Source organism: Nitrobacter sp. MLSD-S21, from assembly GCF_058809865.1.
The window spans coordinates 281,321-294,315 of sequence record NZ_JBXASZ010000001.1 but is presented as its reverse complement, the minus strand read 5'-3'; the positions used below and the strand labels follow the sequence as shown (position 1 = coordinate 294,315).

The window sequence follows — 12,995 nt, the reverse complement described above, 5'->3', positions numbered from 1 at the left end:
GACTCGATTCGAAGTTGCAGCGATTGTAGCGTCTTCAAAGCGACTACTGGACGGGAGCCGATGGCGGCGGCGCGGACCAAGAAGCGGCGGGCTCCAATGGCGGCGATGCCGGCTCCGTCCTAGGCGAAGCTGATGGCGACGGCGCTGCGGAGGTCGATGGCGACGATACGGCGACAGAGTCGGAGGGAGCTGGCGCCAGCGTGGAACTCGCTGCTTCCGACGGCGGCAGGGCTTCGCTCTTGCCGACCTTCGGCGCAGGCGTCACCGCCGGAACGGGATCGGCGCGCAGAGGCACCGCTTTGGGTTCACCGAAAGGCGCAGCATCGGTCGGAGTGCCATCCGCCTTGTTGCGTTCGGACGCGCTGGGTTTCTCGGCTTCAGATTTATCAACGCCAGGTTTTCCCGTTTCGCTTCTACCGACGTCGGCCTTATCGCTCTCGGATTTGGCTGGATCAGGCTTCGATGCGTCCGGCTTGACCGCTTGCGGCTTTGCGGCTTGCTCCAGAGCAGGCTGTTTCTCGTCGGCCTGTTTCTTGGCAGGCTCCGTTTTTGGCGCTTCGTCCTTGACCGTCTTTTCTTCGGCCGCTTCTTTCTTGCCGGGCTGCGCCTTGGGCGTCTGTCCGTTAGCTGGTTCTTCCTTAACCGCTTCTTTTTCCTTGGCTGGCGTCACGTCGGACGGTTCAGTCTTCGCCGTCTCGGGCTTCGTCGCAGCGTCGCTCGGAGACGCGCCCTGCCCCGCGGCGCCAGCTTTCGTCGATTCGTCCGGGGCCGGCTTGCTTTGCTTGCTGAGCTTTTTCCTGTCTCGAGGCTTCCGCCTATCCTGCTGACTGGCCTCCTCCGAAGCCGGTCTCGCAGTCTCGGGATTCTCGGCGGCCGGCCGCATGATGCGCCTTCCATACCGGTCCTTACCTGCCTGTGGTTCATTCTGCGCGGAAGGATCAGGCTGCGCCGCCTGAGGAAGCGGCCTCCTGCCCTGTCCCTCCGCCTGCCTCGGTTCCGGTCTCACATCACCCGGAGATAACCTGGGTCGTTCAGGGCGGGACCGCTGATCGGTCGCGCCTCTGGAAATCAGATAGGCACTAAGCATCCCGGCCATGTCGGGGCCGGTGGTATAATGCTGGCGCAGGAAGCCTGGCAACGATCCGGGCGGTACCGTCCTGAGTAGCCCGCGCACCGCTTTGTGGCAGGAGGCGCAGTTCCCCGAAAACATCTGGGCAGCCGACTTTCCTGCCTCGAGATTTTGCGCTCCGGCATCACCCGCGAAAACAACGATCATAAGCATCGTCGCTAAACTGAGCGCTCGGCTCGACATTCTCATCCTCCGGGTGCGGAAATTGCGCGGCCGCCGCGGCGGCACACCTTTTAGCTCATTATGCTGCGAATGGAAGCGTAGAGATGAATGTAAACACATGACCGCAGCTCGATTCCGGATATCGGCCTTGCGATCAGAACATTGGTGAACCGGCTTCCGCGACATTATTATTAATTATTATTGCTGATGGAACTTGGACGCCATTCCCAGACGTTATGGCGGCTGATGCGTCCTCGTGATGATGGTGGTTTCGATGGACCGTTTGTTGCGGTTTTTTCTGAACCAATTTATCCGGCGCGGCTCGATCACATTCGTAACCGCGAGCGGTATGGCCTTCACTTGCGGCGATGGCACCGGGGAACCGGTTCGGGTCCGGCTGACCACGAAAGACGTCGCACGCCAGCTTCTGCTCGATCCTGAAATGTCTTTCGGCGAGGCCTACACCGACGGCACAATGCTCGTCGAACGGGGATCGATTGCCGACGTTCTGGCGATCATCCTCGACCAGCCCGACATCATGCCGCGCTGGGCGAAGCTGCAATGGTGGCTCCGCTATCTCGCCCGCAACTTCCAGCAATTCAATCCTCGCGGACGTTCCATAAACAACGTCTCGCGCCATTACGATCTCGACGGCCGTCTCTACTCACTGTTTCTCGATGCCGACAAACAATACAGTTGCGCGTATTTCGAAACTCCGGACATGACGCTGGACGACGCCCAGCTTGCAAAGAAGCGGCATATCACCGCCAAGATTCTGGTCGAGCGCGGCCACAACGTCCTCGATATCGGCTCGGGCTGGGGCGGGCTCAGCCTTTATCTCGCGGAAATGACTGGCGCCAACGTCACCGGCATCACGCTTTCGACCGAACAACTTCAGGTGTCGAAAGCCCGCGCGGCTGAGAACAACATGACGCGGTCGACGAAATTCCTGCTCCAGGACTATCGCGATATTCCCGGATCGTTCGATCGCATCGTATCTGTCGGGATGTTCGAGCATGTCGGCGTCGACCACTACGATACCTTTTTCAAACGTTGCGCCGAGCTACTTGAACCCGACGGCATAATGCTGCTGCATTCGATCGGCCGTTCCGAGGGCCCGGGCATTACCAATCCCTGGATCGCGAAGTACATCTTTCCGGGCGGCTACATCCCCGCGCTGTCCGAAGTCCTGTCAGCCATCGAGGGCGCCGGACTGCTCGTCTGCGACATCGAAATCCTGCGTCTGCACTATGCAGAGACGCTGAAGGCATGGCGTGAGCGCTTCATGGCGAGACGCGAAGAAGTCGTGTGGCTCTACGATGAGCGGTTCGGGCGCATGTGGGAGTTTTATTTGGCAGCATCGGAAATGTCGTTCCGGAAGCAGAACCTGATGAATTTCCAAGTTCAGATCACGAAACGGCAAGGCACCGTACCTATGACGCGCGATTATATCCAATGTGGGGAAGCGAAACTGCGCAATCTTGAGCAAAAACAGCGGCCGCGGTTTCAAATCGCCGGCGAATGAGCCGCTTCAAATCGGGAAATTTCAGTTTCGAAGGCTAAGTGCGATCCTTAGTGCTGTGAATATAGGCCGATATGCAAAGTCGCTCCGTCATCCATTCGAAGTTTCGTTTTGAGCGTCAGCCCGGCTCGGCGAGTCGAACGGAGATTTGTCGCTGGCGACAGTCAAGTTCCTTGCATTTTCGACTCAAGTTTCATTCAAGGTCATGTGGGAATCGGGCATAAGGGGCAGGACCTTGCTTTCGCCGTCCACCGGAGCGGCGCTTTATGCGGGGCCTGTATCCCACAAATAATCCAGGTCAGAATCCGAAAGCCATGGCTGATTCGAACATCCTGAAGCTTGCGCCTGACGCGACGACACCAGCCTATCGCACCCCGCCGCACAACATCGAAGCCGAGCGCGGCATTCTCGGTGCCATTCTGGTCAACAACGACGCATTTTACAGGGTTTCGGATTTCCTGGAGCCGAAGCATTTCTTCGACCCGATGCATCGGACCATCTTTGAGACCGCAGGCAGCCTGATCCGCGCTGGCAAGATCGCAACGCCTGTCACGGTCAAGACGTTCGTTCCCGCTGAAACCGATATCGGCGGAATGACCGTAAGTCAGTACCTCGCCCGTCTGGCGGCGGAAGCGACCACGATCATCAACGCCCTGCATTACGGACGCACAATCTATGAGCAGGCGTTACGCCGCGACCTGATTCACATCGGCGAGGACATGGTCAACGTCGCCTACGACGCGCCGGTCGATTTCGCGCCGCGAGCGCAGATTGAGGACGCCGAGCGCCGACTCTACGAGCTGGCCGAATCCGGCCGCTATGAAGGCGGCTTCCAGAAATTCTCGCAGGCGATGAAGATCGCACTCGACATGGCGGCCAACGCCTACCGCCGCGATGGAAAGCTTTCCGGCATCGCGACGGGCCTGCGCGATCTCGACTCGAAAATGGGCGGATTGCAGCAGTCCGACCTGATCATCGTGGCCGGCAGGCCGGGCATGGGCAAGACCGCGCTCGCGACCAACATCGCCTACAACATCGCCAAGACTCATGAGTCGGAGCTTCAGCCTGACGGCACGATGAAGACCGTCAATGGCGGGATCGTGGGCTTCTTCTCCTGCGAAATGTCGGCGGAGCAACTGGCGACTCGTATTCTCGCCGAGCAGACCTGCATTCCCTCGAGCAATATTCGGCGCGGCGGCATCACTGAAAACGATTTCGAGAAGATCCGCGATCACACCATCGAGCTGGAGCACCTGCCGCTCTTCGTCGACGAAACCGGCGGCCTTTCGATTTCACAACTCACCGCGCGCGCCCGCCGTCTGAAGCGGCAGAGAGGGCTCGACGTCTTGGTGATCGACTACATCCAGCTTCTGCTGGGTAGCGGCAAGCGCAGCGACAACCGCGTGCAGGAAGTCACCGAAATCACCACCAGCCTGAAAGCGCTGGCGAAGGAGCTGAACGTTCCGATCATCGCGCTGTCGCAATTGTCGCGTCAGGTCGAAAATCGCGACGACAAGCGCCCGCAACTCTCAGATTTGCGCGAATCCGGCTCGATCGAACAGGACGCCGATGTCGTGATGTTCGTCTATCGCGAAGAGTATTACCTCCAGAACAAGGAGCCTCGGCCCGGCACGCCTGAACATGAGAAATGGCAACTCGAGATGCATCTGGTGCACGGCAAAGCCGAAGTCATCATCGGCAAGCAGCGCCATGGGCCGACCGGCACCGTCGAACTACAGTTCGAAGGCCAGTTCACCCGCTTCAGCGACCTCGCACATGACGGTCACCTGCCCGAACGCATCTAGCGTCGATTCCGACAATCGCCTCACGATGCGGCGCGCTACAATATGAGCAGGCTCGATTTACAGCCTTTCCAAGCATACGACTCGCGCTGTTGAACCGCCGCACAGCCGAGCGTACCATGCGGCATGAATCTCATTCCCGATTCCAAAATGACCTCCAGCAGCGTGCCCACCGATGCCGGCGCGGCTATTGCGACGGCTGCGGCGATCGGCACCCTCACCGTCGATCTGGACGCTATAGTCGCCAACTGGCGCAAGCTCGAAAAGACCGCGGTGCCCGCCGAATGTGCGGGGGTGGTCAAGGCCGACGCTTACGGCTGTGGAGCCCGACCCGTGGTGCGCGCGCTGAGCGCCGCCGGATGCAAAACGTTTTTCGTTGCCACGCTCGATGAGGCGCGCGTGGTGCGCGGTGCCGCGGCCGCGGCCGACATCTATGTGCTGGACGGCTTTTTTCAGAATTGCGGTGACGCTTTCGCGGCAATCAATTGCCGGCCCGTGATCGGCGATCTCAACGAACTTGCGGAATGGGACGTGTTTTGCCGCCGTACCGGCTGGGCGGGCGGCGCGGCCATCCACATCGACACCGGCATGAACCGCCTCGGTCTCACCATCGATGAAGCGCAAGGCATCCTTCCAAGGATCGACGCCGGCGATCATGGTATCACGCTGGTGATGAGTCATCTGGCGTGCGCGGACAGCCTCCATCATCCTCTCAATGCCAGTCAGGTCGCGGCGTTTCGGGAGACCGCCAGGCTGTTTTCCGGCGTTCCGTCTTCGCTGGCGAACTCGTCTGGTATTTTTCTCGGGCCGCAATATCAATTTGACCTGGTGCGTCCGGGCGCCGCGCTCTACGGCGTCAACCCCACGCCGGAAGCCACCAATCCGATGCAGCCGGTGGTCGAGTTGAAGGCGCGGATCTTGCAAACCCGCTCGATCGACAAAGGCGAAAGCGTCGGCTACGGCGCGACGTGGACCGCGCGGCGGCCGACCCGGCTTGCCGTTGTCTCGGCGGGATACGCCGACGGATATTTCCGTGCCGGCGGCAGCAATGACGGTACGCGCGGAGCCGACGTCATTGTCGCCGGAACGCGATGCCCGGTGGCAGGCCGGATTTCCATGGACCTGTTGGCGGTCGACATCACCGACCTGCCATCTCACGCGGGAGTCCGGCGCGGCCATCTGGCGACGCTCATCGGTGAAGGCATCACCGTGGACGAACTCGCTCACCATTTCGGCACCATCGGTTACGAGGTGCTGACCAGCCTGGGCGGCCGCTACAACCGAATCTACAAGGGCGGTCCAGCCGAGTCGTGAGCTAGCGTCGATCACAGAATGCCCAAATCCGCCCTCTCCTTCGTCTGCCAGAACTGCGGCGCGGCCTATAACCGCTGGCAGGGCAAGTGCGACGCTTGCGGCGAGTGGAATACGCTGGCCGAGGAGGACGTAAGCGGCGCGACGACGATGCCGGTCAGCATCCGCTCCAAGCGCAAGGGCCGATTGTTCACACTGGAAACGCTAACGGGTAAGACGCAGGATGCGCCGCGCCTCTCCTCCGGCATGACTGAGCTCGATCGCGTCACCGGCGGCGGCTTTGTCCGCGGCTCGGTTCTGCTGGTCGGCGGCGACCCGGGGATCGGCAAATCGACTTTGCTCACGCAAGCGACGAGCCTGCTGGCGCGCGCCGGCCATCGCGCCGTCTATATCTCCGGTGAGGAAGCGGTCGCGCAAGTGCGATTGCGCGCCGAACGCCTTGGGCTTGCCGACGCACCGGTGCAACTGGCAGCGGAAACCTCTGTTGAGGATATCGTCGCCACTCTGTCCGAAGGGTCGGTACCGCGCCTTGTGGTGATCGACTCGATCCAGACCATGTGGACCGACACGGTGGAATCCGCGCCGGGAACCGTAACCCAGGTGCGCGCTTCGGCGCAGGCCCTCATTCGTTTCGCAAAAAAGTCCGGGGCGGCGCTGATTCTGGTGGGCCACGTCACCAAGGACGGCCAGATCGCTGGCCCCCGCGTGGTCGAGCACATGGTCGACGCCGTGCTGTCGTTCGAAGGTGAAGGCTCTCAACAATTCCGTATTCTGCGAGCGGTGAAGAACCGGTTCGGCCCCACCGACGAGATCGGCGTCTTCGAGATGACAGGACTCGGCTTGCGCGAAGTCTCCAATCCGTCCGAACTGTTCCTGTCGGAACGTGATCTCGGTAGTCCGGGCACGGCGGTCTTCGCGGGCATCGAGGGCACCAGGCCGGTGCTGGTGGAACTACAGGCATTAGTGGCGCCGACCTCGCTCGGCACACCGCGGCGCGCCGTCGTCGGTTGGGATTCGAGCCGGCTGTCCATGGTGCTGGCGGTTCTCGAAGCTCACTGCGGGGTCAAGCTCTCGGGTCACGACGTTTATTTCAATGTGGCGGGTGGTCTGCGAATCAACGAGCCAGCCGCCGATCTTGCCGCGGCTGCGGCGCTCGTGTCTTCACTGACAAACGCCCAACTCCCGACCGACGCGGTCTATTTCGGCGAGATTTCGCTATCTGGCGCGGTCAGACCGGTGGCCCAAACCTCGGCACGGCTGAAAGAAGCCGCCAAGCTCGGATTCGGACGTGCCGTGCTGCCGGAATCGGCCCGTGGAGACGTCGGCGGCGATGCTGGCCTGTCGCTCAATACCGTCGCCGGATTGACGACGCTGGTGGCGGATATCGCAGCGCGCGGACAAAGCCGCTCTAGCAAGGCCACCGAGCCGGAGAAAAATGCCACACCTGCCCGATTCCGTCGTCAGGACGGCTAAAGCGGCGTGACCTTGCGACCGCCCGCCGCTATACATTCGGCGGCCGCAAGGCCAATGATAGTTTTGTGCGAAAATGTCCCTGCTAGACGCGCTGTATGATCGTCTGCGAGACCAGCAATAAGCAACGATTCGTGGTTTGAGATTTTACGAGCGGACCTGACCAGCCGATGCCGATAACCATCCTCGACCTCGTTCTGCTAGCCGTAATGCTGATTTCGGGGCTGCTGGCGATGATCCGCGGCTTTATGCGCGAAATCCTGTCGATTGCCTCGTGGGGCATAGCCGCGCTGGCCACCCTTTACTCGTTCCAGAAGCTCCTGCCGTTCGCCAAGAATTATATTAACAACGATACGATCGCGGCTGCCGCCGTCATCGGTGGCGTTTTCATCGGCACCTTGATCGTGATTTCCCTCATCACGACACGCATTTCCGACATGGTCCTCGATTCCAGGATCGGCGCACTCGACCGCACCCTTGGTTTCCTGTTCGGACTGGCGCGGGGTCTGTTGATCGTCGTCGTTGCCTTCCTGTTTTTCACCTGGCTGGTTCCGGACAAGCAGCGGCCCGATTGGGTCACGGCGGCAAAATCGCTCACGGTGCTCAATTCCACTGGCGTCTGGCTACAGTCGCTCTTGCCGGACGATCCCGAGAACACCATTTTAAACAAGCTCAAGAAGAATAAGCCCGAAGAGGAGCAGCCGGATGCGGAACCTGCGTCACCGGGTTCCGAGGGCTATTCCAAACCTGCCCGAGACGGCCTGCAAAAGCTGATCGACGGCAAACCGGCGGAACAGTAGTTAGAACGCGGACTTGACGTTCACGACTTATTCAGGTCCGACCGAATAGTGAGGCGCAATGGACTGTCAGCAGAGCCTTTCCAGCGACGCGTCCTCGCATGATTCCGAACCTGATTTCGATCTTGACGGCGACATGCTCCGTGAGGAATGCGGCGTGTTCGGCATCTTCGGTCATCCGGAAGCCGCAGCGATCACTGCGCTTGGCCTTCACGCACTCCAGCATCGCGGCCAGGAAGCGGCCGGCATCGTGACCTTCGATGGCCATCGCTTTCACTCTGAACGCCGGCTCGGACTTGTCGGTGACGCCTTCTCCCGCCGCGAGGTAATCGAACGTCTCCCTGGCAGCGCCGCTGTCGGCCACACCCGCTACTCCACCACCGGGGGCACCATCCTGCGGAATGTGCAACCGCTGTTCGCCGAACTCAACGCAGGCGGCTTCGCCGTTGCGCACAACGGTAACCTCACCAACGGACTGACGCTACGTCGCGAATTGGTAGGCCGCGGCGCGTTGATGCAATCGACCACCGACACCGAGGCCATCCTTCATCTGGTCGCACAGTCAAGGCGCGGCCGCTTCATCGAGCGCTATATCGAAGCGCTTCGGGCTCTCGAGGGCGCCTATGCGCTGGTGTCGCTGACTAACAAGAAGCTGGTCGGAACGCGTGATCCGCGGGGCATCCGCCCGCTCGTGCTCGGCGAACTCGACGGTTGTCCGATCCTTACCTCGGAAACCTGTGCGCTCGATATCATCGGCGCAAAGTATGTCCGTGACATCGAACCCGGCGAAGTCATCGTGTTCCATCGTGTCGATGGCACCATCCAGACCGAAATCCACAAGCCCTTCCCGCCGATGCCGCCAAGGCCGTGCATCTTCGAATACATCTATTTTTCACGGCCAGACTCAATCGTCGAAGGCCGTTCGGTCTACGAAGTTCGCAAGGCGTTCGGCGCACAACTGGCCCGTGAGAGTCACGCCGAGGTCGATGTCGTGGTACCGGTGCCCGATTCCGGCGTGCCTGCCGCCCTTGGCTACAGCCAGTTTTCCGGGGTGCCGTACGAACTCGGGATCATCAGAAACCATTATGTCGGCCGCACGTTCATCCAGCCGGCCCAAAGCGTCCGCGAACTTGGCGTCCGGATGAAGCATTCCGCCAACCGCGCCGCGATTGCCGGCAAACGCATCATCCTGATCGACGACTCGCTGGTGCGCGGCACGACTTCAAGAAAGATCGTTCGCATGATGCGCGACGCCGGGGCCACGGAGGTGCATTTCCGCCTGGCCTCGCCGCCGATCATCCATCCCGATTACTACGGCATCGACCTGCCCGACCGGAGCGGACTATTGGCCGCGACCCACAGCCTCGAGCAGATGCGTGACATGATCGGCGCGGATTCGCTTGCCTTCCTCTCCATCGACGGCATGTACCGCGCCATGGGCGAACCCGGACGCGATCCGGCGAACCCGAAATATTCCGATCACTGCTTTACTGGCGCCTATCCGACCAACCTTACCGACCATACTGACGTCGAACCGCAACCCCATCAGTTGTCGCTGCTCGCGGAAGCGAGCTGACCGGACACGCCCCACAAGCGTCCGCAGTCAAAACTGCCGGACCATGAACGACGCCGCTTTGCTGTAACCATGCAGCTTCCGCATCAGTGTGACGTCACCGATCTCGTCGAGCGGGATCGCGCGGAAGCCATGTCGCACCCAAAATCCCGCGGAGTCATTGACTGCCACCAGCGAAACGGTGGCGAGTCTTTCCTTACCCGCTCGCACGAGCACCTGCGACACCGCCAATGACGCCGCGCCGGTCCCACGCAACCCGGACAGCAATGCAAGGTCGTGAATATAGTAAGTTTCAGGTCGCCTGGGCAACTCGCCGAGGTATGAATTCAACGCTGGCGGATCCTTGGCCCGCCACGGATGGCTGATGACATAGCCGGCGATAGTCCTGCCGGCGTGGAAGACCAGGCAGCCAGCCGTGTAAAGGCAGAGCCGCTCGGCGAACACTTCCGCATCCTCTGGAAACGCTGGATGAACCTCTTTTGCAACTGCCAGCACCTGCGGCAGGTCACTGGGCACCATCGGCCTCCATTCGCCTTTGGCCTCGCCAGATAATTCGGGCATAAGGCACAGAACCTCCGTCCTCGTCCCCCCCTAGCACGAAGCACCCCAGTCATGACACAACCGCTCGCCTCCCGCATAGCGCTTGTCAGCGGCGCCTCGCGCGGCATCGGCTACGCCACCGCACGCGCGCTTGCCAAAGCCGGCGCGCATGTCATCGCAGTTGCGCGCACGCAAGGCGGGCTCGAAGAACTCGACGACGACATCCGCAAGGACGGCGGCAACGCGACGCTGGTGCCGCTCAATCTCACCGACTTCGATGGAATCGCACGGCTCGGCGCGGCCCTGAACGAGCGTCACGGCAAACTCGATATCCTCATCGGCAACGCAGGCATCGCCGGTCCATCCTCCCCGCTTGGCCACATCGAGATGAAGCCATGGCAGGACGTGATGGCGATCAACGTCACCGCGAATTTTCAATTGATCCGCTGCATGGAACCGTTGCTGCAGCAATCGGATGCCGGACGCGCGGTATTCGTTACCGCCAGCGCTGCTGGCGAGGCCAACGCTTATCGCGGCCCCTACGCAGCCTCGAAGGCGGCGCTGGACACGCTGGCGCGATGCTGGGCAAACGAGACCGCCTCGACTCCGCTCCGCGTCAACCTATTCGATCCGGGACCGGTCCGGACCCGGATGCGCGCCACAGTGTTCCCCGGCGAGGATCCCATGACGCTGGACACGCCGGAACAGGTTGCGGATCTCATTATACCGATGTGCCTTCCCTCCTGGAGCGAGACCGGAAAACTATACGACTACGCCAGTGGCGAGGTTATGAGCTTCGGCTCGCCGCCGGCCTAGAGCCGTTCCGCTTCGGATGGGAATCAGAAGCGGAGCTCCATGATTTTGATTTAACGCGTTTCTTCACGCGAACCGGTTTCCACTTCGCTCGAAAACGCTGTAGGCGCGCCGGCGATTGGCCGCCATCGGTCGCGTTCCGCCACCGCCGGCGTATTGAACCGTTTGGGGACGGCCGCCTCACAAATGACTGGAAGTACGCGATGGATGGTGTCGGGCGGGTCAGGAGCTGTCGATGCAAGCCGTTGTCGAGCGCGTGATACGCGCTTTTACCCTCAAGAACTCACCGTCCGACGAAAAGGCCGACGGCGACTGCCGAACTCCGGCCGGATTGGCCGCCGACTTGTTGGAGAATTACAGAGCGCATCTTCTGCAGCGCGCACAGCCTCCTTGCAGCCGGTGACGGCGTCCTGCTTCTGGCAATTCTGATCGACAAATCGATTAGCGGTGCGCGCTATGACTTGCGCTTGCGCTTATGCGCGAACGGATTAGCTTTTTCGCGAAGCGTGACGCGGATCGGCGTGCCGGGGAGATCGAAAAAGCCGCGCAGGCTGTTGACGAGATAGCGCAGATAGGATTCCGGAACCGCGTCCGCCCGCGAACAGAACACAATGAAACTCGGCGGCCGCGCCTTGGCCTGGGTTACATAGTTGAGTTTCAATCGCCGACCCGAAACAGCTGGCGGCGGGTTGGCATCGACCGCCTGCTCGAACCAGCGATTGAGCGCCGCGGTCGGCACACGACGATTCCAGACGGCGTAGGCGCTTTGGATCGCCGTCATCAGGCCGTCGATCCCGTCGCCCGTCAGGCCGGAGACCGCGACAATCGGCGCGCCCTTGACCTGCGGCAGCCAGTGATCTGCATCGGTGCGCAGCGACGCGATCCGGCCGGATCCCCGATCCATCAGATCCCATTTGTTGACGGCGATCACCAGAGCGCGGCCTTCACGTTCGATCAGGTCGGCGATGCGGAGGTCCTGCTCCTCGAATTTGTTCTGCACATCCATCATCAGCACGACGACTTCGGCGAACCTGACGGCGCGCAACGTATCCGCCACGGACAGTTTCTCGAGCTTCTCCTCGATCCGCGACCTGCGCCGTAGCCCGGCGGTGTCGAAGATCCGGAAATCCCGTCCCTTCCAGTCGAGCTCGACCGAAATGGAATCCCGCGTGGTGCCGGCTTCGGAACTGGTCAGCAGCCGCTCTTCCCCAAGCAGATAATTGATCAGTGTCGATTTGCCGGCATTGGGGCGCCCGACAATCGCCACGCGGATCGGCCGCTGCGAGATATCGTCGGATTCGATGATGTCGTCATCGTCGAATTCCTCGGCTTCTTCGGCTGGCTCCGGCATCACGGCACGCAATGCGTCATACAGATCGCTCATGCCCTCGCCGTGCTCGGCGGACACCCCGATCGGATCGCCAAGGCCCAGCGCATAGGATTCCAGAGCCCCGGCGTCCCCGTGCCTGCCCTCGCTCTTGTTGGCGACGAGCACAACCGGCTTGTTGGCGCGGCGCGCGAAATCGGCGAACGAACGATCGGTCGGCGTGAGGCCCGCACGCGCATCGAATACGAACATCAGGACATCGGCGGCTGCAATCGCAGCTTCGGTCTGCTCCTGCATTCGCGCCGTCAGCGAGCCGCGCGGACCTTCATCGAGACCAGCGGTGTCGATCACCGTGAAATCGAGGTCGCCGAGCCGAGCCTGTCCTTCGCGGCGATCACGTGTGACGCCTGGCTCGTCATCAACCAGCGCCAGCTTCTGCCCGACCAGACGGTTGAACAGGGTCGACTTGCCGACATTGGGTCGGCCTATGATGGCAATGGTGAAGGGCATCGAAGCTCCGCGCCCGTTCCGGGCGGCGTCTCAATACCA

At 61.3% G+C, this 12,995-nt stretch carries 10 protein-coding genes; 7 read left to right on the top strand and 3 right to left on the bottom strand.

The genetic code is table 11. From position 1 onward, the window contains the following. Positions 1 to 43: 43 nt before the first annotated feature. On the bottom strand, positions 44 to 883 hold the full coding sequence (locus AC1RT6_RS01465; RefSeq protein ID WP_139372888.1) for a prolipoprotein diacylglyceryl transferase: 840 nt from the start codon (positions 881 to 883) through the stop codon (positions 44 to 46). 682 nt (positions 884 to 1,565) lie between these two features. On the opposite strand from AC1RT6_RS01465, the gene AC1RT6_RS01460 reads away from it, so the two are divergent. The 6 genes from AC1RT6_RS01460 (at position 1,566) to purF (ending at position 9,769) form a co-directional block, all read left to right on the top strand. Next, the gene (locus AC1RT6_RS01460; RefSeq protein WP_087881168.1) at positions 1,566 to 2,816 is read left to right on the top strand and encodes a cyclopropane fatty acid synthase; all 1,251 of its coding nucleotides are present in this window, start codon (positions 1,566 to 1,568) and stop codon (positions 2,814 to 2,816) included. 311 nt (positions 2,817 to 3,127) lie between these two features. Next, on the top strand, positions 3,128 to 4,618 hold the full coding sequence (locus AC1RT6_RS01455; RefSeq protein WP_079447186.1) for a replicative DNA helicase: 1,491 nt from the start codon (positions 3,128 to 3,130) through the stop codon (positions 4,616 to 4,618). A 123-nt stretch (positions 4,619 to 4,741) separates the two neighbouring features. Beyond that, positions 4,742 to 5,929: an alanine racemase gene (alr, locus tag AC1RT6_RS01450; protein WP_079447099.1), complete on the top strand. Its 1,188-nt coding sequence runs from the start codon at positions 4,742 to 4,744 to the stop codon at positions 5,927 to 5,929. 18 nt (positions 5,930 to 5,947) lie between these two features. Next, on the top strand, positions 5,948 to 7,399 hold the full coding sequence (gene radA, locus AC1RT6_RS01445; protein ID WP_079447100.1) for a DNA repair protein RadA: 1,452 nt from the start codon (positions 5,948 to 5,950) through the stop codon (positions 7,397 to 7,399). 167 nt (positions 7,400 to 7,566) lie between these two features. Beyond that, a complete protein-coding gene (locus AC1RT6_RS01440; RefSeq protein ID WP_079447101.1) occupies positions 7,567 to 8,196 on the top strand; it encodes a CvpA family protein in 630 nt (209 codons plus the stop codon). Positions 8,197 to 8,254: 58 nt separating this feature from the next. Next, positions 8,255 to 9,769, top strand: coding sequence for an amidophosphoribosyltransferase (gene purF / locus AC1RT6_RS01435; protein ID WP_079447102.1), 1,515 nt, complete (start codon positions 8,255 to 8,257; stop codon positions 9,767 to 9,769). Positions 9,770 to 9,796: 27 nt separating this feature from the next. On the opposite strand, the gene AC1RT6_RS01430 is transcribed toward purF, so the two are convergent. Further along, positions 9,797 to 10,327 carry a GNAT family N-acetyltransferase gene (locus AC1RT6_RS01430; protein WP_079447103.1) on the bottom strand — a complete coding sequence of 177 codons (531 nt, stop codon included), beginning with the start codon at positions 10,325 to 10,327 and terminating at the stop codon, positions 9,797 to 9,799. 51 nt (positions 10,328 to 10,378) lie between these two features. On the opposite strand from AC1RT6_RS01430, the gene AC1RT6_RS01425 reads away from it, so the two are divergent. Next, on the top strand, positions 10,379 to 11,122 hold the full coding sequence (locus AC1RT6_RS01425) for an SDR family NAD(P)-dependent oxidoreductase (RefSeq protein WP_079447104.1): 744 nt from the start codon (positions 10,379 to 10,381) through the stop codon (positions 11,120 to 11,122). 451 nt (positions 11,123 to 11,573) lie between these two features. Here AC1RT6_RS01425 and der read toward each other — a convergent pair whose 3' ends face one another. Then, positions 11,574 to 12,956: a ribosome biogenesis GTPase Der gene (gene der / locus AC1RT6_RS01420; RefSeq protein WP_079447105.1), complete on the bottom strand. Its 1,383-nt coding sequence runs from the start codon at positions 12,954 to 12,956 to the stop codon at positions 11,574 to 11,576. Between the last annotated feature and the right edge of the window lie 39 nt (positions 12,957 to 12,995).

Bases quoted from the DNA above. Each gene is read 5' to 3' on its own strand.
- AC1RT6_RS01465 (WP_139372888.1), bottom strand. From the start codon at position 883: ATGCGGCCGGCCGCCGAGAATCCCGAGACTGCGAGACCGGCTTCGGAG.
- AC1RT6_RS01460 (WP_087881168.1), top strand. From the start codon at position 1,566: ATGGACCGTTTGTTGCGGTTTTTTCTGAACCAATTTATCCGGCGCGGC.
- AC1RT6_RS01455 (WP_079447186.1), top strand. From the start codon at position 3,128: ATGGCTGATTCGAACATCCTGAAGCTTGCGCCTGACGCGACGACACCA.
- alr (WP_079447099.1), top strand. From the start codon at position 4,742: ATGAATCTCATTCCCGATTCCAAAATGACCTCCAGCAGCGTGCCCACC.
- radA (WP_079447100.1), top strand. From the start codon at position 5,948: ATGCCCAAATCCGCCCTCTCCTTCGTCTGCCAGAACTGCGGCGCGGCC.
- AC1RT6_RS01440 (WP_079447101.1), top strand. From the start codon at position 7,567: ATGCCGATAACCATCCTCGACCTCGTTCTGCTAGCCGTAATGCTGATT.
- purF (WP_079447102.1), top strand. From the start codon at position 8,255: ATGGACTGTCAGCAGAGCCTTTCCAGCGACGCGTCCTCGCATGATTCC.
- AC1RT6_RS01430 (WP_079447103.1), bottom strand. From the start codon at position 10,327: ATGCCCGAATTATCTGGCGAGGCCAAAGGCGAATGGAGGCCGATGGTG.
- AC1RT6_RS01425 (WP_079447104.1), top strand. From the start codon at position 10,379: ATGACACAACCGCTCGCCTCCCGCATAGCGCTTGTCAGCGGCGCCTCG.
- der (WP_079447105.1), bottom strand. From the start codon at position 12,956: ATGCCCTTCACCATTGCCATCATAGGCCGACCCAATGTCGGCAAGTCG.